At 63.3% G+C, this 21,787-nt stretch carries 28 protein-coding genes; 17 read left to right on the top strand and 11 right to left on the bottom strand.

What is annotated here, in order from left to right; translation table 11 throughout:
* From NKI64_RS18660 to NKI64_RS18645, 4 genes are read right to left on the bottom strand one after another with little or no spacing between them, the layout of a single operon-like run.
* Nucleotides 1-339, bottom strand: coding sequence for an XdhC family protein (locus NKI64_RS18660; protein WP_023734542.1), 339 nt, complete (start codon nucleotides 337-339; stop codon nucleotides 1-3).
* A gap of 58 nt (nucleotides 340-397) precedes the next feature.
* Nucleotides 398-1,663, bottom strand: a complete 1,266-nt coding sequence (locus NKI64_RS18655; RefSeq protein WP_023754386.1) for a vWA domain-containing protein — start codon at nucleotides 1,661-1,663, stop codon at nucleotides 398-400.
* A gap of 4 nt (nucleotides 1,664-1,667) precedes the next feature.
* Nucleotides 1,668-2,597, bottom strand: coding sequence for an AAA family ATPase (locus tag NKI64_RS18650; RefSeq protein WP_023734540.1), 930 nt, complete (start codon nucleotides 2,595-2,597; stop codon nucleotides 1,668-1,670).
* The gene (locus tag NKI64_RS18645; protein ID WP_352669324.1) at nucleotides 2,594-3,121 is read right to left on the bottom strand and encodes a flavin reductase; all 528 of its coding nucleotides are present in this window, start codon (nucleotides 3,119-3,121) and stop codon (nucleotides 2,594-2,596) included. The genes NKI64_RS18650 and NKI64_RS18645 overlap by 4 nt, the downstream gene beginning before the upstream one ends.
* A gap of 180 nt (nucleotides 3,122-3,301) precedes the next feature.
* On the opposite strand from NKI64_RS18645, the gene NKI64_RS18640 reads away from it, so the two are divergent.
* Both NKI64_RS18640 and NKI64_RS18635 read left to right on the top strand, forming a co-directional pair.
* On the top strand, nucleotides 3,302-4,372 hold the full coding sequence (locus NKI64_RS18640) for a branched-chain amino acid ABC transporter substrate-binding protein (RefSeq protein WP_352669321.1): 1,071 nt from the start codon (nucleotides 3,302-3,304) through the stop codon (nucleotides 4,370-4,372).
* On the top strand, nucleotides 4,372-5,391 hold the full coding sequence (locus tag NKI64_RS18635) for a P1 family peptidase (RefSeq protein ID WP_352669318.1): 1,020 nt from the start codon (nucleotides 4,372-4,374) through the stop codon (nucleotides 5,389-5,391). Before NKI64_RS18640 ends, NKI64_RS18635 begins: the two co-directional genes overlap by 1 nt.
* A 7-nt stretch (nucleotides 5,392-5,398) precedes the next feature.
* Here NKI64_RS18635 and NKI64_RS18630 read toward each other — a convergent pair whose 3' ends face one another.
* The gene (locus NKI64_RS18630; protein WP_023711484.1) at nucleotides 5,399-5,653 is read right to left on the bottom strand and encodes a DUF2171 domain-containing protein; all 255 of its coding nucleotides are present in this window, start codon (nucleotides 5,651-5,653) and stop codon (nucleotides 5,399-5,401) included.
* Nucleotides 5,654-5,790: 137 nt separating this feature from the next.
* On the opposite strand from NKI64_RS18630, the gene NKI64_RS18625 reads away from it, so the two are divergent.
* The 4 genes from NKI64_RS18625 to NKI64_RS18610 are packed head-to-tail and all read left to right on the top strand — an operon-like array spanning nucleotide 5,791 to nucleotide 9,135.
* Nucleotides 5,791-6,516 carry a DUF2259 domain-containing protein gene (locus NKI64_RS18625; protein ID WP_023754383.1) on the top strand — a complete coding sequence of 242 codons (726 nt, stop codon included), beginning with the start codon at nucleotides 5,791-5,793 and terminating at the stop codon, nucleotides 6,514-6,516.
* A 56-nt stretch (nucleotides 6,517-6,572) separates the two neighbouring features.
* Nucleotides 6,573-7,037, top strand: coding sequence for a hypothetical protein (locus NKI64_RS18620; protein WP_023726917.1), 465 nt, complete (start codon nucleotides 6,573-6,575; stop codon nucleotides 7,035-7,037).
* Nucleotides 7,038-7,096: 59 nt separating this feature from the next.
* A complete protein-coding gene (gene purB / locus NKI64_RS18615) occupies nucleotides 7,097-8,398 on the top strand; it encodes an adenylosuccinate lyase (RefSeq protein WP_023726918.1) in 1,302 nt (433 codons plus the stop codon).
* An 8-nt stretch (nucleotides 8,399-8,406) separates the two neighbouring features.
* Nucleotides 8,407-9,135, top strand: a complete 729-nt coding sequence (locus NKI64_RS18610) for a metallophosphoesterase family protein (protein WP_352669313.1) — start codon at nucleotides 8,407-8,409, stop codon at nucleotides 9,133-9,135.
* 15 nt (nucleotides 9,136-9,150) lie between these two features.
* Here the strand turns inward: NKI64_RS18610 and NKI64_RS18605 are convergent, their stop codons facing one another.
* Complete coding sequence (locus NKI64_RS18605) at nucleotides 9,151-9,966, bottom strand: VOC family protein (protein WP_023726920.1); 816 nt, start codon at nucleotides 9,964-9,966, stop codon at nucleotides 9,151-9,153.
* A 194-nt stretch (nucleotides 9,967-10,160) separates the two neighbouring features.
* Here NKI64_RS18605 and NKI64_RS18600 point away from each other — a divergent pair, with 194 nt between their 5' ends.
* Nucleotides 10,161-10,715, top strand: coding sequence for an RBBP9/YdeN family alpha/beta hydrolase (locus NKI64_RS18600; protein ID WP_023690188.1), 555 nt, complete (start codon nucleotides 10,161-10,163; stop codon nucleotides 10,713-10,715).
* 19 nt (nucleotides 10,716-10,734) lie between these two features.
* Here the strand turns inward: NKI64_RS18600 and NKI64_RS18595 are convergent, their stop codons facing one another.
* Both NKI64_RS18595 and NKI64_RS18590 read right to left on the bottom strand, forming a co-directional pair.
* Nucleotides 10,735-11,508 (bottom strand): HpcH/HpaI aldolase family protein, encoded by a 774-nt coding sequence (locus NKI64_RS18595; protein WP_023669090.1) that lies wholly within the window; start codon nucleotides 11,506-11,508, stop codon nucleotides 10,735-10,737.
* Between the two features lie 127 nt (nucleotides 11,509-11,635).
* On the bottom strand, nucleotides 11,636-11,956 hold the full coding sequence (locus tag NKI64_RS18590) for a DUF1476 domain-containing protein (protein ID WP_023669091.1): 321 nt from the start codon (nucleotides 11,954-11,956) through the stop codon (nucleotides 11,636-11,638).
* A gap of 275 nt (nucleotides 11,957-12,231) precedes the next feature.
* Between NKI64_RS18590 and purC the strand changes: the two genes are divergently transcribed.
* The 5 genes from purC to NKI64_RS18565 all read left to right on the top strand — a co-directional run bounded on the left by purC (nucleotide 12,232) and on the right by NKI64_RS18565 (nucleotide 15,128).
* Nucleotides 12,232-13,026 (top strand): phosphoribosylaminoimidazolesuccinocarboxamide synthase, encoded by a 795-nt coding sequence (gene purC / locus NKI64_RS18585; protein ID WP_013532127.1) that lies wholly within the window; start codon nucleotides 12,232-12,234, stop codon nucleotides 13,024-13,026.
* A gap of 88 nt (nucleotides 13,027-13,114) precedes the next feature.
* Entirely contained in the window at nucleotides 13,115-13,357 is a 243-nt protein-coding gene (gene purS / locus NKI64_RS18580; protein ID WP_023669092.1) for a phosphoribosylformylglycinamidine synthase subunit PurS, read from the top strand.
* Between the two features lies 1 nt (nucleotide 13,358).
* Nucleotides 13,359-14,027 (top strand): phosphoribosylformylglycinamidine synthase subunit PurQ, encoded by a 669-nt coding sequence (gene purQ, locus NKI64_RS18575; RefSeq protein WP_023711489.1) that lies wholly within the window; start codon nucleotides 13,359-13,361, stop codon nucleotides 14,025-14,027.
* Nucleotides 14,028-14,068: 41 nt separating this feature from the next.
* Complete coding sequence (locus NKI64_RS18570) at nucleotides 14,069-14,479, top strand: hypothetical protein (RefSeq protein WP_023697575.1); 411 nt, start codon at nucleotides 14,069-14,071, stop codon at nucleotides 14,477-14,479.
* Nucleotides 14,480-14,483: 4 nt separating this feature from the next.
* Nucleotides 14,484-15,128 carry a Pr6Pr family membrane protein gene (locus NKI64_RS18565; RefSeq protein ID WP_023748569.1) on the top strand — a complete coding sequence of 215 codons (645 nt, stop codon included), beginning with the start codon at nucleotides 14,484-14,486 and terminating at the stop codon, nucleotides 15,126-15,128.
* A 12-nt stretch (nucleotides 15,129-15,140) separates the two neighbouring features.
* On the opposite strand, the gene NKI64_RS18560 is transcribed toward NKI64_RS18565, so the two are convergent.
* Entirely contained in the window at nucleotides 15,141-15,386 is a 246-nt protein-coding gene (locus NKI64_RS18560) for a DUF1127 domain-containing protein (RefSeq protein ID WP_023748568.1), read from the bottom strand.
* 93 nt (nucleotides 15,387-15,479) lie between these two features.
* On the opposite strand from NKI64_RS18560, the gene NKI64_RS18555 reads away from it, so the two are divergent.
* Nucleotides 15,480-16,889, top strand: a complete 1,410-nt coding sequence (locus NKI64_RS18555; RefSeq protein ID WP_023748567.1) for an aminotransferase-like domain-containing protein — start codon at nucleotides 15,480-15,482, stop codon at nucleotides 16,887-16,889.
* Between the two features lie 30 nt (nucleotides 16,890-16,919).
* On the opposite strand, the gene NKI64_RS18550 is transcribed toward NKI64_RS18555, so the two are convergent.
* Nucleotides 16,920-17,084 carry a hypothetical protein gene (locus NKI64_RS18550; protein WP_023669098.1) on the bottom strand — a complete coding sequence of 55 codons (165 nt, stop codon included), beginning with the start codon at nucleotides 17,082-17,084 and terminating at the stop codon, nucleotides 16,920-16,922.
* A 188-nt stretch (nucleotides 17,085-17,272) separates the two neighbouring features.
* On the opposite strand from NKI64_RS18550, the gene purL reads away from it, so the two are divergent.
* The 3 genes from purL to NKI64_RS18535 all read left to right on the top strand — a co-directional run bounded on the left by purL (nucleotide 17,273) and on the right by NKI64_RS18535 (nucleotide 20,358).
* Nucleotides 17,273-19,504: a phosphoribosylformylglycinamidine synthase subunit PurL gene (gene purL / locus NKI64_RS18545; RefSeq protein ID WP_023706459.1), complete on the top strand. Its 2,232-nt coding sequence runs from the start codon at nucleotides 17,273-17,275 to the stop codon at nucleotides 19,502-19,504.
* Nucleotides 19,501-20,025, top strand: a complete 525-nt coding sequence (locus tag NKI64_RS18540) for a hypothetical protein (RefSeq protein WP_023706458.1) — start codon at nucleotides 19,501-19,503, stop codon at nucleotides 20,023-20,025. The genes purL and NKI64_RS18540 overlap by 4 nt, the downstream gene beginning before the upstream one ends.
* 99 nt (nucleotides 20,026-20,124) lie before the next feature.
* On the top strand, nucleotides 20,125-20,358 hold the full coding sequence (locus NKI64_RS18535) for a BolA/IbaG family iron-sulfur metabolism protein (protein ID WP_010909092.1): 234 nt from the start codon (nucleotides 20,125-20,127) through the stop codon (nucleotides 20,356-20,358).
* 12 nt (nucleotides 20,359-20,370) lie between these two features.
* Here NKI64_RS18535 and NKI64_RS18530 read toward each other — a convergent pair whose 3' ends face one another.
* A complete protein-coding gene (locus NKI64_RS18530; RefSeq protein WP_352669308.1) occupies nucleotides 20,371-21,180 on the bottom strand; it encodes a phosphodiester glycosidase family protein in 810 nt (269 codons plus the stop codon).
* 160 nt (nucleotides 21,181-21,340) lie between these two features.
* Between NKI64_RS18530 and grxD the strand changes: the two genes are divergently transcribed.
* Nucleotides 21,341-21,676, top strand: a complete 336-nt coding sequence (grxD, locus tag NKI64_RS18525) for a Grx4 family monothiol glutaredoxin (protein WP_023669102.1) — start codon at nucleotides 21,341-21,343, stop codon at nucleotides 21,674-21,676.
* Nucleotides 21,677-21,787 lie beyond the last annotated feature (111 nt).

Here is a 21,787-nt window from a genome sequence, read left to right as displayed (position 1 = left end):
CTAACCGAGCCGCTCCACATAGACCTTGATGCGGCCGCCGCAGGATAGGCCGACCTGCCAGGCGGTCTCGTCGGCAACGCCGAACTCCAGCATTTTGGCCTTACCGCTGTCGATGACGTCGATCGCCTCGCTTACCACGGCGCCCTCGACGCAGCCGCCCGAGACCGAGCCGTGGAAATTGCCTTCGGCGTCGATGACCAGATGACTGCCGACCGGCCTCGGCGCCGAACCCCAGGTCTCGACCACAGTGGCGATGGCGACATCCTTGCCGTCCTTCATCCAGCCCTCCGCGATAATCAGCGGATCGCGGGCTTCATCGAGATAGATGCTGTTGTCCATGATCGCTTGCCTCAAAGTCTGTTTTTCTCTGGGAGCCTGTTTTCGGAATCCAATATGGCTATGCGGCGCGCCTGACACCAGCGTCCAGCCAGCGACGCGGATCGACCGAAGCGGCGGATTTCTTGTCCAGCGAGGCGCAGAGGTCGGCCAGCGCATCGAGATTGTGTACCGAGCGGAACTCGTCGACATGAGGCAGCATCGCTCTGACGCCGCGGGCCCGCGCCTCGAAGCCGCCAAAGCGCAGAAGCGGGTTGAGCCAGATCAGCCGCCGGCAGGATTTGTGCAGGCGATCCATTTCTTGCGACAGGCCGGAAACATCGTCGCGCTCCAAACCGTCGGTGATTAAAAGCACCACCGCGCCCTGCCCGAGCACGCGGCGTGACCAGTGCTTGTTGAACTCCGCCAGCGTATCGCCGATGCGGGTGCCGCCCGACCAGTCCTTGACCGCCGCCGAGCAGTCGGCAAGGGCGGCATCGGGGTCGCGATGGCGCATCTGCCGCGTGAGATTGGTCAGCCGCGTGCCGAAGACGAAGGTGTGCACGCGCCGCCGTTTTTCGGTCAGCGCATGCAGAAAGTGCAGGAAGATGCGCGTGTACTGGCTCATCGAACCGGAGATATCGGCGAGAACCACCAGCGGCGGATGCACTTCGCGGGCTGAGCGGAATTTCGGCAGGATCAGTTCGCCGCCGGTGCGCGCGGCCGAGCGCATCATGGCGCGTGGATCGATACGGCGGCCATGCAGGTCTGCCTTGAAGCGTCGGGTACGGACCATGTCGAACGGCAGCCGCAGCCGGGCAATCGCCTTCTTGGCGTCTGCCATCTCGTCGGCATTCATCTGGGCAAAGTCCTTGCCGCGCAGCACTTCATTCCCGGAGAAGGTTAGCCGGGCGTCGACTTCGATCTCCGGGATTTCCCTGACCGGCCGATTCTTCTCGTGGCCTTCGAACATGGCCTGGCTGACGCGGTTTTCTGCCGCGCGCGGCTTTTGCTTCTCCCTGGTGTCGGGCGCCACAGGCGAGAACATCGCCAGAAGTTTCTCGATCAGCTCGCGCGATTTCCAGAACAGCCGGAAGGCTTCGTCGAAAACAGGGTGATCCTCGTGCCGCGACACCAGCACGGCATGCAGCGTCCAGTAGAAATCGTCGCGCGAACCGATGCCGGCTGCCAGCACCGCCTCGATCCCATCCTTGACCGAAGCCGGCCCGACCCGCATGCCGGATTTGCGCAAGGTGCGGGCGAAATAGACGATGTTGTCGGCGATGCGCCCGTCTTCCGTCGCCTCTCTGGGGTCGGTCTCTTTGGGGTAAGCACCCGGCGCCTTCACTGCCCTACTCCGCCGCCGCCAGTTCGGCCTTGACCTCATCGAGGATGCGCCGGCCCTCGCCCGCGCCGATGCGGGCAATGTCGTCCTGGTATTTCAACAAAACGCCGATCGTGTCGGAGACGGTTTCGGGATCGAGCGCCACCTTGTCGAGTTCGGTCAGCGCGCCGGCCCAGTCGATGGTTTCGGCGACACCCGGCGCCTTGAACAGCTCGACCCGGCGCAGCTTCTGGATGAACGACACCACTTCCGCGGAAAGTCGGCTGTTGGCCTGCGGCACCTTGCGGCGCACGATCTCCAGCTCGCGCTCGGCATTGGGATAGTCGACCCAGTGATAGAGGCAGCGCCGCTTCAGCGCGTCGTGGATTTCGCGGGTGCGGTTGGTGGTGATGATGACGATCGGCGGCTCCTCCGCCTTGATCGTGCCAAGCTCGGGCACCGTCACCTGGAAGTCGGACAGAATTTCGAGCAGGAATGCTTCGAAAGCCTCGTCGGTGCGGTCGAGCTCATCGATCAGGAACACCGGGGCCGCACCCGCCTTGCCGGTCAGCGCATCGAGCACCGGGCGGCGGATCAGGTATTTTTCGGAAAAGACATTGCGCTCCATGTCGGAGGGGTCGACCGAGCCTGCCGCCTCCTCCATGCGGATCTCTATCATCTGCGCGGCGTAATTCCACTCATAGACAGCGGACGAGACGTCGAGGCCTTCATAGCATTGCAGGCGGATCAGCCGGCGGCCGAGTGCCTGCGCCAGCACCTTGGCGATCTCGGTCTTGCCGACGCCGGCCTCCCCTTCAAGGAACAGCGGCCGCTGCATGCGCAGGGACAGGAACAGCACCGTTGCCAGCGAGCGGTCCGCGACGTAGTCCGCGCCGGTCAGGAGATCGAGCGTTTCGTCGATCGTCCGCGGCGCGGGGCGCGGTTTCAGCTCGGTCATTCTTTCTCCCTTGCCGCCTCTGCTCCGCTCTGCAGCACGTGGTAGTCGCGGGCGTGGTAGATCAGCGGCCGCAAATTATCGCCCATGCGCAGGCCTGTCACCTTGCCAAAAAGCACACGATGGGTGGCGAGATCCTTGGTGTCGATCAATTCGCAGTCGAAAACCGCAAGAGCGCCCTTCAGGGTAGGCGCGCCCGTCGATATGACATCCCACTCGCCCAGCCCGAAACGCTCATCGGCCGACAGCCCGGTCAGGCCTGAAAACGCCACCGATAGGGGCTGCTGGTGCGAAGCCAGCGTGTTCAGCGCAAACCGGCCGTTTTGCATGAACAGCTCGTTCTTGGCATTCTCGCGGTTGAGACAGACGAGAACCGTCGGCGGCGTGTCCGACACCGAACAGGCGGCAATCACCGTCGTGCCGCGTTTGCCGGCGGGCCCGTCGGTGGTCACCACATGGACGTGGCCGGCAAAATGCGCCATCGCGTCGCGATAGGCCTGAGGCCCTATGTCGTTCAACTTCAACACCGATGATTTTCCATAAGCGGGAATCCAAGCGTTATATATGGCGGCACACAATAGGCCACAAGCGAAGTGGTTGACGCCAATCCGCAAATTCCCGTGTTGCGCCTGGGGCGGGCAGCCTTTAGGTCTTGGCACAAGAGACGCTGGAAGCATGCGACCGGCACGGAGGAATTCGTCGTCAGAATGCGACCCCCAACAGCTGTAATAGCGGCACTGCTCTGGCTGCTGCCGGCAAGCGCCGGCGCGCAGACGCTGCTTGTCGGCGTCGCCGCACCCCTGTCCGGTCCGTCGGCGATCCTGGGCAAGCAGATCGAGGCGGGTGCTGCCCTGGCAGCAGAAGCCAACGGCGCCGAGATCAAGACGGTCGACGATGCCTGCACCGCCGATGGCGGGGCTGCCGCCGCCAGGGAATTCGCCGCTGCGAAGGTCGATATCGTCGTCGGCTTCCTCTGCACCGAGGCGATCCAGGCGGCGCTGCCGATCCTCAAGGACGCTGACATACCGGTCATCACCGTTGGCGTGCGCACCGAAAGCCTGACCGATCGCCGCGCCAAAACCGGCTGGCCGGTCTACCGGCTGGGGCCACGCGGCGACGACGAGCGCAATGCGGTGGCCGGCATCCTGACCCGGCTGTGGCAGAGCGAATTGTTCGCCATCGTCGATGACGGGACCATCTATGGCCGCGAAATCGCCGAGACGCTGCGCGCAGCGGCCGAACAGGCGGCGCTGAAGCCGGTCTTCACAGATACGTTCCGGCCGCAGCTCGACAACCAGATCGGGCTGATCGGCCGGCTGAAGAAGGCGGGCGCGACGCATGTCTTTGCCGGTGGCGACGGCGACGACATCGCCATTATGGGCCGCGACGCCGGCCAGCTCGAGGCCGGCATCGTCTTTGCCGGCGGCGAGAATTTGCGCACGCCACCCGGCGATGTGCCTTACGCCATCGGCACGCTGATGATCGCGCCGCCGGAATGGGCCGATGTCGCCGATCCCAAGGTGCTGGCGGCGTTTACGGCCAAAAATATCGCGCAGGATGGCTATGCCTTGCCGGCCTACGCGGCGGTGGAGATTGCCAAGGCGGCCTCGGCCGCGCCCGAGACCTCGGGCAAGGGGCTGGCCGACGCGCTAACCGGGCATGATTTCACCACCGCGATCGGCCCGCTGCGGTTCGACGACAAAGGCGATCTGAGCCAAAACCTCTATCGCGCCTTCCGCTTCGACGGGACGCGTTTCGTGCCGGCGGAGAAGAATTGATGTTTCGCACCGGGCCGCGCAATCTGATCACCGATGTCGCCGGCCTGCGCGTCGGCAACGCGTCGGACGCAAGGTTGAAATCGGGCGTCACGACCGTGCTGTGCGATGAACCGGCGGTCGGTGGCGTGCAGATCCTCGGCGGCGCGCCGGGCACGCGCGAGACCGACCTGCTCGAACCGCACAATTCCATCGAGGCGGTTCATGCCGTCGTGCTGTCGGGCGGCTCGGCCTTCGGCCTCGACGCCGCCTCCGGCGTTCAGGCAGCGTTGCGTGAAAACGGCATAGGCATCGATGTCGGCGGCTTTCGCGTGCCGATCGTGCCGGCGGCGATCCTGTTTGACCTGCGCAATGGCGGCGACAAGGCTTGGGGGCGTTATCCTCCCTACCGCGACCTCGGCTACGAAGCCGCCCAGGCGGCAACAGTCGACTTTCCGCTCGGCACAATCGGCGCCGGCACCGGGGCGCTAAGCTCCGGGCTGAAGGGCGGCCTCGGCTCGGCCTCGACCGTGCTCGACAGCGGCATCACCATCGGCGCGCTGGCCGCCGCCAACCCGACCGGCTCGGTGACGATTGCCCGTACACGCTATTTCTGGGCGGCGCCCTTCGAGATCGGCGATGAGTTCGGCGGGCTTGGCTATCCCTCGCCAATGCCGGACGATGCCAGGCGGATCCTGTTGAAATACCGCGACAAGCGTGTCGGTGGACAAGCCGAGGCCGGTGGCAACACCACCATCGCCGTCATCGCCACCGACGCCGTGCTGACCAAGGCGGCAGCCAAGCGGCTGGCCATTTCAGCGCATGACGGCTTCGTGCGCGCCATCTGGCCCGTGCACACGCCGGCTGACGGCGATCTGGTGTTCGCGCTGGCGACGGGGAAGAGCGGCATAGAACTCAGCGCCGACGATGCCGTCGATTTCTTTGCCGCCGCCGGCGCCACCATGGCGCGCGCCATCAGCCGCGGCATCCATGCCGCGACGCCGGCCGAAGGCGATCTGTTTGCGGTGTGGTCGTCGCGCTGACTTTCAATCAGGTCGGGTCGGACTCTTCTTCCTCGAAGCTGACCGCGACATCCGAATTTGCCGACAGCCAGACTTTCTGGCCCTCGACCTCGGCAAGCAGGCTCAAGGGAATGTAGTGGTGATGCCCCTGATGGGCGCCCTCGCCGCTGTCGGCCTTGGTCAACTTGATCCGCTCGCCATCGACCCGGTCGACGGTGCCGATGTGAACGCCGTCGGCGCCGATCACTTCCATATGCTCGCGAATCTTGCTGGCCTCATTCATGGGGTGTTCTCCTTTTGAAAACGATCGACGATAACAAACAGAGGCGAAATTGGATGCATCGCCTTTTGAATAGCACGATGTTTTGACTGTCTCGTGATAGGGAACGATCGAACCAGGGCAGGCGGAGCGGAACCCCGATGCGAAATCTCGTCCTGATTGGCGTTTGCCTGCTGGTCCATCTGGCATCCGCCATGGCCGCCCGAGCGGGCGATGTCGCCGAGCTTGAAATCCTCGGCTTCAGCAAGGATGGCAGCGTCTTCGCCTTCGAGGAATATGGTGTGGCAGACGGTTCGGGCTTTCCCTATGCCAATCGCTACTACATCAACACCGCCGACGACACGTTCCTGAAGGGCACGCCAATCCGGGTCCGGCTGGAGGATGAGACCGCCTCGCTCGAGACGGCCCGTCAGCAAGCCAAGCAAAAAGGCGAAGCAATCATTGCCCAGGCCGAGCTTACCGCCAACCGCGGCATCACCGCCGGCTTCAACCCGGTGACCGAATTGTCGGCCGACCCGTTCCGCATGGTGGTGAACCCACGGCCGATCTTTTCGCCGGTCGACCCGCCGCTGGAATTCCGGCTGGACGAGATCGGCATGAATGACACCGAAAGCTGCCAGAGCCAGGGCGAGGTCAACGGTTTTCGCCTGCTGCGGATCGAGGCCAGGGATGGCGGCCGGACCCATCTGCTGCATGAGGATAAATCGATCCCGAAAAGCCGTGGCTGCCCGAACGGCTACAGGATCGGCGCGGTGCAGACGTTCTCGATGGACAGCATCAGCGCCTATGCGGTGCTGATCGCGGTGCGCCAATACGGCTTCGAAGGGCCGGATTTTCGCTGGATCGCCGTGACCGGACGCCTGTGACAGCGCTCGATCAATCCAGCTGGCGCAAGCGCGCCGGAAATCGCGTCAGCCGCGCCATACCATCGACGGGCGCGGCGCTTGTCGGCGCCTTGCTGTGGGCGATGGCCATGGGCGCCAGCGCGCTGACCGGTCTTTGGCTCGACAATTGGGAGACCCCGGAAAAGATCCGCTTCGTCGCCCTGCTGTTTGCGACCGGCGCGGCATTGGCCTTTCCCGTCGGGTTGTTCGCGGCGCGGCTGGTCTCGCTCGACCGGCACTGGGAAGTGGCGTTCGCCGCCGCCTTCGTCTGCCTGCTTGCCACGACGCTCGCCTTCACCGGCGGGTTGTTTGCGCTGCAATACCGCTCCTACTATGCCGAATGGCACGCGGAGGCCTTCACCGCCCGGTGGGCGTTCGAACTGGTCTTCACCTCGCTGACGGCGCTCTACCAATTCGTGGTGCTGGGTATCAGGCTCTATTTTCCGCTCGGATTCATCGCGCTTGCCGCCGCCAGCGTGTGGTTTGCGCGCCAGCAGCGTTGAGCATTCGGTCCGCCTCTGTTAGGACGCGCACTTAAACACGGACACATCAGGACTGACGGATGATCCCTCGCTATTCCCGGCCGGAAATGGTCGCCATCTGGTCGCCGGAAACCCGCTTCCGCATCTGGTTCGAAATCGAGGCCCATGCCTGTGATGCGCTGGCTGAGCTCGGCGTCATCCCCAGGGAAGCCGCCAAGACCATCTGGGAAAAGGGCAATGCGGCAAAATTCGACGTCGGCAAGATCGACGAGATCGAGGCCGTCACCAAGCACGACGTCATCGCCTTCCTCACCCATCTCGCCGAATTCGTCGGGCCGGATGCGCGTTTCATCCACCAGGGCATGACCTCGTCAGATGTACTCGACACCTGCCTTGCGGTGCAGCTCGGCCGCGCCAGCGATATCCTGCTGGCCGACCTCGACGGCCTGCTCGCCGCGCTGAAGCGCCGGGCCTTCGAGCACAAGGACACCGTCACCATCGGCCGCAGCCACGGCATCCACGCCGAGCCGACCACCTTCGGCGTCAAGCTGGCGCAGGCCTATGCCGAGTTCTCACGCTGCCGCGAGCGGCTGGTGCACGCGCGAGAGGATATTGCCACCTGCGCTATCTCGGGCGCGATCGGCACCTTCGCCAACATCGACCCTTATGTCGAAGAGCATGTGGCGAAAAAGCTTGGGCTGAAGCCGGAACCGGTGTCGACGCAGGTCATCCCGCGCGACCGCCACGCCATGTTCTTTGCCACGCTCGGGGTCATCGCCTCGTCGGTCGAGCGGCTGGCGACCGAGATCCGCCATCTGCAGCGCACTGAGGTGCTGGAAGCGGAAGAGTATTTTTCGCCGGGCCAGAAGGGCTCGTCGGCAATGCCGCACAAGCGCAACCCGGTGCTGACTGAAAACCTCACCGGCCTTGCCCGCATGGTGCGGTCCATGGCCTTGCCGGCAATGGAGAATGTGGCGCTCTGGCACGAGCGCGACATTTCGCATTCCTCGGTCGAGCGCATGATCGGCCCGGACGCCACGGTAACACTCGATTTCGCGCTGTCGCGGTTGACCGGCGTCATCGACAAATTGCTGGTCTATCCCGACAATATGCTGAAGAACATGAACAAGTTCCGTGGCCTTGTGCATTCGCAGCGCGTGCTTTTGGCGCTGACGCAAGCCGGCGTCAGCCGCGAGGACGCCTACCGCCTGGTGCAGCGCAACGCCATGAAGGTATGGGAACAAGGCGCTGATTTTCTTGAAGAATTGTTGGGTGACAAGGAAGTCACCGCAGCGCTGCCCGAAGCCGAGATCCGCGAGAAATTCGACCTGGGCTATCACACCAAGCATGTCGACACGATCTTCAAGCGGGTTTTCGGATAGGTTTTTCGATGCGGCTGGCCGTCCTTTCCGACATCCATGGGAATCTGCGCGCGCTTGAGGCGGTTCATGCGCAGATCAAAGACGCTTCTCCCGACATCATCGTCAATCTGGGCGATTGTCTTTCCGGGCCGCTATGGCCTGAAGAAACCGCGCAATATCTGATGGCGCAGAATTGGCCGACCGTGCGCGGCAATCACGACCGTGTGCTGATCGAGCCGCCTGCTTCCGGGTTGGAAGACGTCGATGCTTTCACCCACCAACGCCTCTCTGAGACATCCCTGACCTGGCTCTCGGCCTTGCCGGTCACCCTGTCGCCTGCCCCGGACATCCTGCTTTGCCATGGCAGCCCCAGTGACGACGAAGTGTTCCTGCTCGAGGAAGACGGAGGCAGCCACTTCCACCCCTCCAATGAAAAGCAGATCAGGCACAAGCTGGGCAGCGCCGGCGCCGGGCTGACCTTGTGCGGCCATACACATACGCCGCGCGTTGTGCGCTTGTCGGACAACCGGACAATCCTCAATCCGGGCAGCGTCGGCGTCCAGGCATTCCCCGGCCTGACCGTGACCGGCAGTCCGCATGCCCGCTACGCCCTCGCTACGCGCAAGGACGGACAATGGTCGTTCACCCATCACGTGGTCAATTATGACTGGACCGAGGCGTCCAGCCGCGCGACAGCCACCGGCTTCGACAGCTGGGCGCATGGGCTGCTGACGGGCTACGCCGCCAATTCCTTGTAAGAACCGAGCGGGCGCTCAGCCGGCGGCGCCCGGCACGGTGCGGATCACCGTGCCCCACGGATCTTCCCGCGTGGTTTCAGCGGTTGTCCTGTCCGAGCGCATCTCGACCCAGGCCAGCCCTGAGCGGGACGGATCGCGGCGCCCGGCGCCGGCGCTGTGCCACGAATTGCCACCGATATGATGGTGGTAGCCTCCCGACGACAGGAACACCGCCTGCCCTCCATACTTAGCGACCGTGTCGAAGCCAAATTCGTCGTGCCACCAGGCCTCGGCATCTTCCGGCCGGCCGACGCGCAGATGGACATGGCCGACAATGCTGTTTTGCGGCGCGCCCTGCCAGCCGGCGTCACCGGCCGGCACGCTGCCAACCACGGCAGCCAGGTTCAGCCGCTCGGTCGCCATGGCGATCTTGTCGCCGTTCCACTTCCACTCCTGCGGCAGACGGTCCCTATAGATTTCAATGCCGTTGCCTTCGGGGTCGGTCAGGTAGAGAGCCTCGCTGACCAGATGGTCGGAGGCGCCCTCGATGCGGATCTTGTTGGCGGCGGCGTGGTTTATCCAGCGGCCGAGATCGGCGCGGCTGGGCAGCAGGAAAGCGGTGTGGAACAGGCCGGCGCTGCGCGGATCGTCGGGCTTGGCCGCTGCATCAGGCTCGATCACCAGCAGCGGGCGCTCGGCAGCGCCCAGCGTGATGGCGCCATCGGCGCGGCTCAATTCCTGCAGGCCGACAACAGCCCGGTAGTAATCGGCAAGTCCTTCGGCGTCGCGCGCCTTCAGGCCCACGCGTGACACGCTGACGGGGGTCGTCGCGGCAAAAGGCAGTTCGCTCATAAAACTCTCCGTTCAGCGCATTATCCCAGGCCGCGCCACCAGTCTATTCTGTCGTCCATCTCTTCCTGCCTCAAATCGTCGATCCTGATCGTTCACACAAGATGGAAAGAATCGAACAGGTTGTTCACAATTGTGATGCACCGCATGCGTCAGCGCGGGTTGCACGAGACACGGCCGCTCGCTATCTCAGCGCCATGAAAGTCAAAGACGCAGATATTCTGATCGTGCCGGGCTACACCAATTCCGGCCCTGAACACTGGCAGACACGCTGGCAGTCGAAACTGTCGACAGCGCGTCGGGTCGAACAGGCGGAGTGGTCGAAGCCGGTGCGCGAGGACTGGACGACGAGCGTGGCGAACGCTGTCAACGAGGCCGAGCGGCCGGTGGTGATCGTTGCCCATTCGCTCGGTGTGGCGGCCGCGGTGCAGGCCATTCCGCAGTTCAGGAAGCCGGTCGCCGGCGCGTTTTTTGTCGCGCCGCCCGACGTCGCCAACCCGGAGATAAGGCCGCGTCACCTGATGACCTTTGGTCCCTATGCGCGCGAACCGCTGCCCTTCCCGTCCATCGTCATCGCCAGCCGCAACGATCCGTTCTGCGCCTTCGAGGTTGCCGAGGACATTGCCGCTGCCTGGGGTTCGCTGTTCATCGATGCCGGCGAAACCGGTCACCTCAATGAGGATGCCGGCTTCGGCCCGTGGCCGGAAGGGTCGATGACCTTCGCCAAGTTCCTGACCGACCTCAAGGCCTGACCGGGCAAGGCACCACGCCTCAGCCCTTTATCGAATCGTTCATGCTTTTGATGAGTATCTTTGCGCCGAGCGAAATCAGCGCATGGTCCGAGCCCATCGCCAGCAGCCGGTAGCCCATCGCCACGACGCGGCCGGCAATCGCCGGCTCAACGACGTAGATCGCCGCATGCTTGCCCGCCTTGCGCGTCCGCTCGGCGATGGAGGCGACGGTTTCCATCATGCTTTCCAGCGTCGAATTGACGGTGGCGCCATTCGACCAGGCGATGGAGAAATCCGATGGGCCGAGGAAGATGCCGTCAATGCCCGGCGTGTCGAGGATGCCGTCCAGCGCATCGAGTGCGGCGCGCGTTTCGACCATGGCAAAGGCCATGGTGCGTTGATTGGTGTCGCGCAGCCATTCGGCGTGGTCGCCTTTGCCATGGCGCGGAAAAGCATAGGTCGGGCCCCAGGAGCGCTCGCCCATCGGCGGATATTTCATCGCCGCGGCAAAGAGTTTTGCATCGGCCACCGAATTCACCATCGGTGCAATCACCGCCTCGGCACCGAAATCGAGGGCGCGGCTGGCCATGTCGAAGCGGCCGACCGGAATGCGCACCAGCGCCGGCTTGTTGGCGGCCAGCACCGGCACCAGGCCGCGCAAGACCGAGTCTTCGTGGTGTCCGCCATGCTGCATATCGAGGGTGACGGCGTCAAAACCCTGCTTGGCGATGATTTCGACCGTCAAAGCGTCCGGAACGCCGGACCAGGCGGTGAACAGCGTTTCATCCGCCGCCAGGCGTGACTTCAGGGACATGGGTGCTTTCCTCGTTGGGTAGAGCCTTGTAACAGGCCTACGCACAGTTTCAGCCGGAAAAGGCTGAAAAGGCAAAGAAAAACCGCCCGGCTGGACCGGGCGGTCGATTGGTCCAGCGCTACTCGCTCTAGGTGTTCTTGATCTGCTCGATCGCCTGCGCCATCAGTTCGTCCATGGTGCGGCGGATCTGGTGATCCGACTGGTCGACGCCGGCGGCGTCGAAATCCTTGCGGATCTTGCGGAATACGTCGTGATCGCCGGCTTCCTCGATATCGGAAACCACAACTTCCTTGGCATAGGCGTCGGCGTCAGTGCCGGACTTGCCCAGCTTTTCGGCTGCCCACAGGCCAAGCGCCTTGTTGCGGCGTGCCGAAGCCTTGAAGCGAAGTTCTTCGTCGAAGGCGAATTTGCGCTCAAAACCCTCTTCGCGGTCTTTCATGCTGCTCATGGCTTCCCTCCGATGAAATCGATTCGCGTTGGTGATGGATATGTGTGCTGCCGCAGCACAAACCAAAAGGGCGCGGGCCGGTCAATATGCTACATCGCTTGCTGCGCTGCGGCATTTCATTCCTGAAAGCGGTCGATGGAAAGGATTTGCCGATTGAGCAAACGCTGTGATTGGGATAGACCCGGCATTGAACCCCACCCGTCGCCGCACCAATTTAGGCAGACGGACAGGAACTGGTCGCTTGCCGCCTGCCCGCAAATCCAGAGAAAAATCAGATGAAAAATCGCCGCCGCATTTATGAAGGCAAGGCCAAGATCCTCTATGAGGGACCGGAACCGGGCACACTTATCCAGTTCTTCAAGGATGATGCGACCGCATTCAACAAGAAGAAACATGAGGTCATCGACGGCAAGGGTGTGCTCAACAACCGCATTTCCGAGTACATCTTCAACCATCTGAACCGCATGGGCATTCCGACCCACTTCATCCGCCGGCTCAACATGCGCGAGCAGTTGATCAAGGAAGTCGAGATTATTCCGCTCGAAGTGGTGGTGCGCAATGTCGCCGCCGGCTCGCTGTCCAAGCGCCTCGGCATCGAGGAAGGCACCGTTCTGCCGCGCTCGATCATCGAATTCTATTATAAGGCCGATGCGCTCGACGATCCGATGGTGTCGGAAGAGCACATCACCGCTTTCGGCTGGGCAAGCCCGCAGGAGATCGACGACGTCATGGCGCTGGCCATCCGCGTCAACGACTTCCTCTCCGGCCTGTTCATGGGTGTCGGCATCCAACTCGTCGATTTCAAGATCGAATGCGGCCGCCTGTTCGAGGGCGACATGATGCGCATCGTCGTTGCCGACGAGATCTCGCCGGATTCGTGCCGGCTGTGGGACGTGGCAACGCAGGACAAGCTCGACAAGGACCGTTTCCGCCGCGATATGGGCGGCCTCGTCGAAGCCTATCAGGAAGTTGCCCGCCGCCTCGGCATCATGAACGAGAACGAGCCGCCGCGCCCGACCGGCCCGGTGCTCGTCGCCTCGACCGATGGCCTCAAAGGCAAGCCGCACTAAGTCTTCATTTCTTGACGCGATTCCGGACGAAAAACCGCTTCAGACTTTTCCTGGAATTGCTAAGTCTTCGAACAGGAACCTGTCCAGCATGATCAAGGCCCGCATCACCGTCACCCTCAAGAACGGCGTGCTCGACCCGCAGGGAAAAGCCATAGAGCACGCTCTGTCCGGACTGGGGTTCGGCGGCGTCGGCCAGGTGCGGCAGGGCAAGGTCTTCGACCTCGAGCTCTCAGAGACCGACAAGGCCAAGGCCGAAGCCGATCTGAAAGCCATGTGCGACAAGCTGCTGGCGAACACAGTGATCGAGAATTACGCGGTGGAGATCGCTTGATATGAAATCAGCTGTCGTTCTTCTCCCCGGCCTCAACCGCGACCGCGACATGATTGCGGCGCTGACCAAGATCTCCGGGCAGGCGCCGGCGACCGTCTGGCAGACCGACACCGAAATCCCTGATGTGGACCTGATCGCCATTCCCGGCGGCTTCTCGTTCGGCGACTATCTGCGTTGCGGCGCCATTGCCGCGCGCATGCCGGTCATGCGGGCGGTGGCGGAAAAGGCGGCCAAGGGCGTCATGGTCATCGGCGTCTGCAACGGCTTCCAGATCCTGGTCGAGGCTGGCCTTTTGCCCGGCGCGCTGATGCGCAATGCCTCGCTGAAATTCGTCTGCCGAGAGGTGAAGCTCGAAATCGCCAACGCCAACACCATGTTCACCCGCCGCTACCAGCCGGGTCAGATCATCCGCACGCCGGTGGCGCATCACGACGGCAATTATTTCGCCGACGCCGACACGCTTGCCCGTCTCGAAGGCGAAGGACAGGTGGTGTTTCGCTATGCCGAGGGCAGCAATCCCAATGGCTCGATGAACGACATTGCCGGTATCGTCAGCGAGAAGGGCAATGTGCTCGGCCTGATGCCGCATCCCGAAAACCTGATCGAGGCAGCGCATGGCGGAAGCGACGGCCGCGCCCTGTTCGAAGGCGCGCTCGGCATCGCCGCCTGATATCTCTTCGAATTCCTTTCAAAACGCGGGGGCGGTTGACCATGAGACTGATGATTGTTCGCCTAGGTCCCCTGGCTGCTGCCGGCTTGGCGTTGGCGTCCTGCCAGTCCAGCCCGAAGAGCGCGCCGGTCCCCACGGGCAAGAGCGCTTCGCTGCTGGCCATGGAACAGGTAGCGATATCGGCCCACAAATGCTGGATCGCCAGCAAGGATCCCGCCTTCAAATCCTATCAGATGGCCAATGAGCTGAATTCGTTCAGCGGCACGCCCCGCTTCCTGCTGGTGCCGGCCAAGCATTATGGCGGCAAGCCGCTGCTGGTCGTCCAGGCGCAAGGCAATTCCAGCCGCGTCGACGTGTTCGGTCCGCTGATGGACGATCCGCTCGGCGCGCGCATCGGATCCGACATTGCGCGCTGGCAAACGGGCAACCCCTCCTGCAACGCGGCCGCCTGACGCCATGGGCCGCTTCCTGCAGTTTGCGGGATTGGTCATAGGTCTGGCCGGGCTTGTCCTGCAAGCGTGCATCACCATCCCGGCATCGATGGAGGCCGGCCGCAGTTTTCTCGGCTCCATCGTCTTTCTGTTCAGCTTCTTCACCATCCTGACCAACATCGGTGCGGTGCTGGTCCATGTCTCGCTGCTGTCGCCTTCGGGCTACGCCTGGCTGCCCGCCTTTGCCGGACCGCGGATGCGGGCCGGCGTCGCCGTGTCCATCGCGCTTGTCTTCATCGTCTATGCGACGGTTCTGGCGCAGCTCTGGCAGCCGCAGGGGCTGTTCCTGCTCTGTGACGTGCTGCTGCACTATGTGACGCCGGTGCTGTTCGTGCTGTGGTGGCTTATTGCAGGCGCTGACGGCAGGACACGCTGGAGCGACATTTCGTGGTGGATGGCCTATCCGATCGCCTATCTCGCCTATGCGCTGGCGCGCGCACCGATCGCAGGCGAAGTGCCCTACCCGTTCCTCGACGTTGCGAAAAACGGCGCGGCCAACGTCGCCCTTGCGGCGCTGGCCGTCACCGGTGTTTTCCTGGTGCTGTGCATCCTCGCCGTGCTTGCCGATAAGGGCGTCTCACGCCTCAGGGCTCCGGGCACACGCCGCTGACCAGACTACAAGTTAGTCCCAGAATCGCCTGATGCCTTCGCGGTGAGCGTCGTCACGCGACACACCGATGTCCCTGAGCTGCTCGTCGGTCATTTCGAGCAAAGCCAGGCGGCCGCGACGGCGCTCGATCAGCACGTCGATCCATCGCGCCAGCGATCTGACCACATGCACGATCCGGCCGACAAAGCCTCGCCGGCTGGACGGGCAAGGCCCGACGAATTCAATGCCCGCGCAGCGAATTGTCTCGATTGTATCCATTGTCTTTCTGCCAACCTTGCAAATTGTACCCATCTTGGTACGGTTCTGATATGCATTGACACCCGATCTGGTGCAATATACAGAATTGTCACCATGACAAATTGGCTCCCTGACCTCACCATCGGTTCCGGCCCGCTTTACCAGCGCCTTGCCGACAGCATCGAGTCGGACATCGACAAGGGCGTCATCGATGCCGGGGCAAAATTGCCGCCGCAGCGCGATCTCGCCTATGATATCGGCACGACGGTCGGCACGATCGGCCGAGCCTATCAGCTGCTGCGCGAGCGCGGCCTGGTGAGCGGCGAAGTCGGTCGCGGGACCTATGTGCTGGCGCAGCAATCGGAAGCGTCACCCGAATTCGCCGAGCCTGCCGTGCAAGGCACGCGCTATGTCGATGCGCCGCCCGGCAAACTGCGTTTCGACAGCACTGCCGCGCCCGACATCGGCCAGGGCGCCATTGTCGCTGACATGCTCTCGCGCACGGTGCAGGAACACCCGCACGAGATTTCGAGCTACACCAGGGATTTTCCGGAGCGCTGGTTCGAGGCCGGCGCCCGGTGGCTGTCGCGCAATTCGTTCCGTCCGGCGGCCGACACCATCGTTCCCACGCTTGGCACGCATGCCGCGGTGATGGCGGCGATTGCGGCACTGACCACGCCGGGCGACTATGTCGTCTTCGAGCACCTCACCTATTCGCAGATCGCCCGCAGCGCCGGGCTGATCGGGCGGCGCATAGCACTGGTGGCATCGGACGAAGAAGGCCTCGATCCCGAGGATTTCGAACGCGTCTGCGCGCAGAAGCACCCGAAGATGATCTTCCTGATGCCGACGGTGCAGAACCCGACGCTGGCGATCCTGTCGGTTTCGCGCCGCGAGGCGATCGCCCGCGTCGCGCGCGCGTACAATGTCATCGTCATCGAGGACGATCTCTATGGCGGCCTGACCGAAGATCCGACGCCGCTCATCGCCGAATATGCGCCCGAGCGCACCATTGTCGCCGGCGGTCTGTCGAAATCGGTCGCGGCAGGTGTTCGCGGCGGCTGGCTCTCCTGCCCGCCCGCCTATCGCCATCGCATCCGCGTCGCCCACAAGATGATGACCGGCGGAATGCCGTTCCTGCTGGCGGAGGTGAATGCGCGGCTGGTGCTGTCAGGGCAGGCTGGCGATATCCGCAAACGCAGCATTGCCGAAATTGCCGCCCGGATCGCCATCGTGCGCGAGACACTGGCCGGTTTCGCCTTCAAGTCACACGGCAGCGTGCCCTTCGTCTGGCTGACGCTGCCCGATCCCTGGCTGTCCGGCACTTTCAGGAGCGCATGCCTCGAAAATGGCGTGCTCCTCGACGACGAGGACGAGTTCAAGGCGGGGCGTTCCGAGCAGGTTTTTCACGGCGTGCGTTTCGGCGTCTCGCAGCCAAGGCGGCGCGAGGACATCACCGGCGGCGTCGCGGTGATCCGGCGGCTGCTGGAGGAAGGCCGCGCCGGCTACGACAGTTCGTCCTGACTCGATCCTCCTGTATCCCGATCTTCAGGTTCAGCCCTCTGCCTTGAAGTTTTTGGCTTCCTTCGCGCCCTTGTCCTTGCCGTGCTTCTCGGCCAGGTCCTTGGCCTGCTTGGGCGAAACGTCGGTGGTCTCGGCAATATGCATGGCCTCCTTGTCGGAGAGGCGATTGTCTTTCTTGCCTTGCTTGGTGGCCATGTCGAAATCTCCTGATTGGTTTGAGGCCTAACGGCCGGGATGCCATAGCGTTCCCCAGCGGCTCCCCGCTACCATCGTCGCCCTGTGGTTTTCCGGCGTTTTTCGTCATCCAATGGGGTGTATCACGCCAAAGCTTGCGATATGAGGGGACTCAAATTCCCCTCTCCCATGGACATCAATCGCCGCCCATGACCATTTCCAATTCCGTGCCGATCACCCCGGAACTCATAGCCGCGCATGGGCTGAAGCCCGACGAATACCAGCGCATCCTCGATCTGGTCGGGCGCGAACCGAGCTTTACCGAACTCGGCATCTTCTCGGCGATGTGGAATGAGCACTGCTCCTACAAATCCTCGAAGAAATGGCTGCGCACGCTGCCGACCACCGGGCCGCAGGTCATCCAGGGTCCGGGCGAGAACGCCGGCGTGGTCGATATCGGCGACGGCGACTGCGTCGTCTTCAAGATGGAGAGCCACAACCATCCCTCCTACATCGAGCCCTACCAGGGTGCGGCGACCGGCGTCGGCGGCATATTGCGCGACGTCTTCACCATGGGCGCGCGGCCGATTGCGGCGATGAACGCTTTGCGCTTCGGCGCACCGGACCATCCCAAGACCAGGCACCTGGTCAGCGGCGTGGTTTCCGGCGTCGGAGGATACGGCAACGCCTTTGGCGTGCCGACCGTCGGCGGCGAGGTCAATTTCGACGCCCGCTACAACGGCAACATCCTGGTCAACGCCTTTGCCGCGGGCCTCGCCAAGACCGATGCGATCTTCCTGTCGGAAGCCAAGGGCGTCGGCCTGCCGGTCGTCTATCTCGGCGCCAAGACCGGGCGCGACGGCGTCGGCGGCGCCACGATGGCCTCGGCCGAGTTCGACGACAAGATCGACGAGAAGCGCCCGACCGTGCAGGTCGGCGATCCCTTCACCGAAAAATGCCTGCTCGAAGCCTGTCTTGAGCTGATGGCGTCTGGCGCCGTCATCGCCATCCAGGACATGGGTGCGGCCGGCCTCACCTGTTCGGCGGTCGAGATGGGCGCCAAGGGCGACCTCGGCATCGAGCTTCACCTCGACCAGGTGCCGGTGCGCGAAGAGCGCATGAGCGCCTATGAGATGATGCTGTCGGAGAGTCAGGAGCGCATGCTGATGGTGCTGCGCCCCGAGAAGGAAAAGGAAGCCGAGGCGATCTTCCACAAATGGGGCCTCGACTTCGCTATCGTCGGCAAGACCACCGACGATCTGCGTTTCCGCGTCATCCATCAGGGCGACGAGGTCGCCAATCTGCCGATCAAGGACCTTGGCGACAAGGCGCCGGAATATGACCGCCCCTGGGTCGAGCCGAAGAAGCCGGCGGCGCTCGCAGCCGGCGATGCGCCGAAGGCCGACGTTGCCGATGCGCTGTTGAAACTGCTCGGCGGGCCGAACCTGTCGTCGCGCCGCTGGGTGTGGGAGCAGTACGACACGCTGATCCAGGGCAATTCGCTGCAGCTTCCCGGCGGCGACGCCGGCGTGGTGCGCGTCGAAGGCCATCCGACCAAGGCGCTCGCCTTCTCCTCCGACGTCACGCCGCGCTATTGCGAGGCCGACCCGTACGAAGGCGGCAAGCAGGCGGTGGCCGAATGCTGGCGCAACCTCACCGCCACCGGCGCGCTGCCGCTGGCGGCCACCGACAACCTCAATTTCGGCAATCCGGAACGGCCTGAGATCATGGGCCAACTGGTCGGCGCGGTGAAAGGCATTGGCGATGCCTGCCGGGCGCTCGGCTTCCCGATCGTGTCGGGCAATGTCTCGCTCTACAACGAAACCAATGGCCAAGGTATCCTGCCGACGCCGACCATCGGCGGCGTGGGGCTGATTGCCGACTGGTCGAAGATGACCCGTATCGGCTTTGCCGCCGAGGGCCAGATGATCCTGCTGGTCGGCGCGCCCCCAAGCTGGGGCAGCCATCTCGGCCAGTCCGCCTATTTCAGAGACATTCACGGTCGGACCGACGGGCCGCCGCCACCCGTCGACCTCGCCCATGAAAAGCGCGTCGGCGACCACGTGCGCGCGCTGATCGCGTCGGGCGTCGTGACCGCGGCGCATGACCTTTCCGATGGCGGCCTGGCGATAGCCCTGGCCGAAATGGCGATGGCGTCCGGCATCGGCGCCACCATTCCGGGGCTCGCCGGCACCGACCCGATCCCGGTCTGGTTCGGCGAGGACCAGGGCCGCTACCTCCTGACGCTGTCCGTCGATCCGCAGAGCAAGGAATGGGACGCCATCCGCGACGAACAGAGCAGGCTCGGCATCTTTGCGCCATGGATCGGCTCGACCGGTGGAAACGAAGTGAAGCTCGGCGATGCCAGGGCGATCCCGGTCAGCGAATTGACCGCTGCCCACGAAGGCTGGTTCCCGAACTTCATGGACAAGTCCAGTTGACCAGCCTGGCAGCCCGGACGCTGATCGCAGTCGTCTTCTGGCCGTCGCTGTTCTTCTTCTGGTTCCTCGGGCCGTTCGTCTTTTTCCTGCTGTCGACGACCTCGAGCGAGGTCTGTCCGCTGCTGGAAAGGCGTGACCAGTTCCTTGAGGCGGCCAATGGCACACTGCAGATGCTGGCCTTGCAAAGTCTGATCTATGCGATCCCCATCGTCTGCCTGGTGCTGTGGAGCCGCCTTTTGCCGAACCCGGCGCGCGCAAGGCATGTCGCCACCTGCATCAAGCTATTTGCCATTGCGGTCATTACCGGCGCGCTGTGGGAATACGGGTCATCGCTGATCTGCGACGGCTATGGCCAACCATTCTTTTCGCCCTTGTGGCAGATGACCAGCTATCTCCCGATTATCACCCTGGCGCTCAACATCCCGCTCTATGTCCTGGTGTTCAGCCTTGGCCGGGGGTTCTCGACCCGCGACGACATTACAGAAGATGGTGTGGTTCACCCGCGGCAGGATGGCCCTTAGACACTGCGTCGCCGACAGAACGGCTTCAACCCGGACCAGAAAGGCTTTAGGCTGCCGTCCGAGTCACTCGTGCCTAGCCGCCCAGAACAGGATTTTGCCATGGCAATGGATGCCCACGACATCGAAAAACTGATCAAGGACGGCATTCCGGACGCCAAGGTGACGATCCGCGACCTCGCCGGTGACGGCGATCACTATGCAGCCGAAGTGGTGGCCGAAAGCTTCCGCGGAAAGAGCCGCGTCCAGCAGCACCAGATGGTCTATGATGCGCTGAAGGGCAATATGGGCGGCGTGCTGCACGCGCTGGCGTTGCAGACCAGTGTGCCGGACTGACGCCAGGCTGGCCTAGCGCGTCGGCGGCTGGCTTGCCAACACGGCAATGATCGGCCCTGCCGGATATCTTCCGCCGACAATCATCCTGTCGCCATCCGACAGCGCGGAGACCGCGCCGTCGAGGAACAGCGCGTTGCGGCATTGTAGCGCGTCGCGAAACAGCCGCGCAAAGCTGCCGAAACTTACCTCAGACCGCGAGATCGCCAGCAAAACGGTGTTTTCATCGCGCACGCCGACGCCGTTGCGGACGTAGCGCGAGGTTCCGTTCGGCTCGAAGCGTGGATGAATCTGGCCATCGATCACCAGCATCGGGCCCGACTGCGTGGCGAAGGCGACATCGGGTTTGGCGGCGGCATAGGCGTTGCTTTCCATGACAGCCGCCTTGCCGTCCTTGCCGACCAGAAAGACGCCGTTCGGCTTCAGGAAGAAATTACCTTCGCTATCGGCAAGGTTGAGCGGCGACTTTTCGCTGCCGTTCTCGACCAGCAGGCCGACCGGCGACAAATCCTCGTGATACATGCCGCCATTCATGGCGAGCAGCACCGGCCTCCCCTCGCCCGCAACCGCCTTGCCGAAGGCCTCCAGCGGGCCGAAGGGCTTGCCGTCGGCACCGACGTGAAAGACAGCGAGGTTGTAGGTCCGCAGGTCGACCGTGCAGACGACATAGGTCACCGCCTCGAAGGCGACATTCCGGCAAGGCGCGGGCAGGTCACCGCCAATGACCAGCGGCGGCGGCTCCGGGCGTCTCGGCCACCAGACAACGGCAATCGCGGCCAGCAGGATGGCGATCAGAAGGGCGGCGCCATATCGTCTTTTCATCATGTCCCGGAGGCTGCAATCGGCAGGGATGCTTGGCCCAAGACAGGCGATCCTTTGCGCCATTTCCGCGACGGCGGCGCAAACATCTTGTTTCGGCCCATCTATGGGTTTATTTGATGGCTATGCTTCGAGCCTGACTCCCACAGGCGTGAAAGGATATCTCATGAGCGGCATCAACGACTACATCGACAGCGAAGTGAAGGGCAACGACGTCGTCCTTTTCATGAAGGGCACGCCCGGTTTTCCGCAGTGCGGCTTTTCCGGCCAGGTCGTCCAGATCCTCGATTACATCGGCGCCGACTACAAGGGCGTCGACGTGCTGACCTCGGCCGAACTGCGCCAAGGCATCAAGGAATATTCGAACTGGCCGACGATCCCGCAGCTTTACGTCAAGGGCGAATTCGTCGGCGGCTGCGACATCATCCGCGAAATGTTCCAGGCGGGCGAGCTGCAGACGTTGCTCGTCGACAAGGGCGTCAGCGTCAAAGCGACAGCCTGATTCTGAGTTGAGACGGGGCAGCCCCGCCCCGGCAAAATGTTACCTCCCCCTATCGGAGTGAGGACGAACTTATGCGCCGGCATGCCGGCGCATATTCGTTTTGAAGATCGG

Source organism: Mesorhizobium sp. M0478 (assembly GCF_040321305.1).
In the GTDB taxonomy this organism is placed as follows: domain Bacteria; phylum Pseudomonadota; class Alphaproteobacteria; order Rhizobiales; family Rhizobiaceae; genus Mesorhizobium.
The sequence above is the reverse complement of the archived record's forward strand: the minus strand, read 5'-3'. Positions and strand labels throughout refer to the sequence as shown.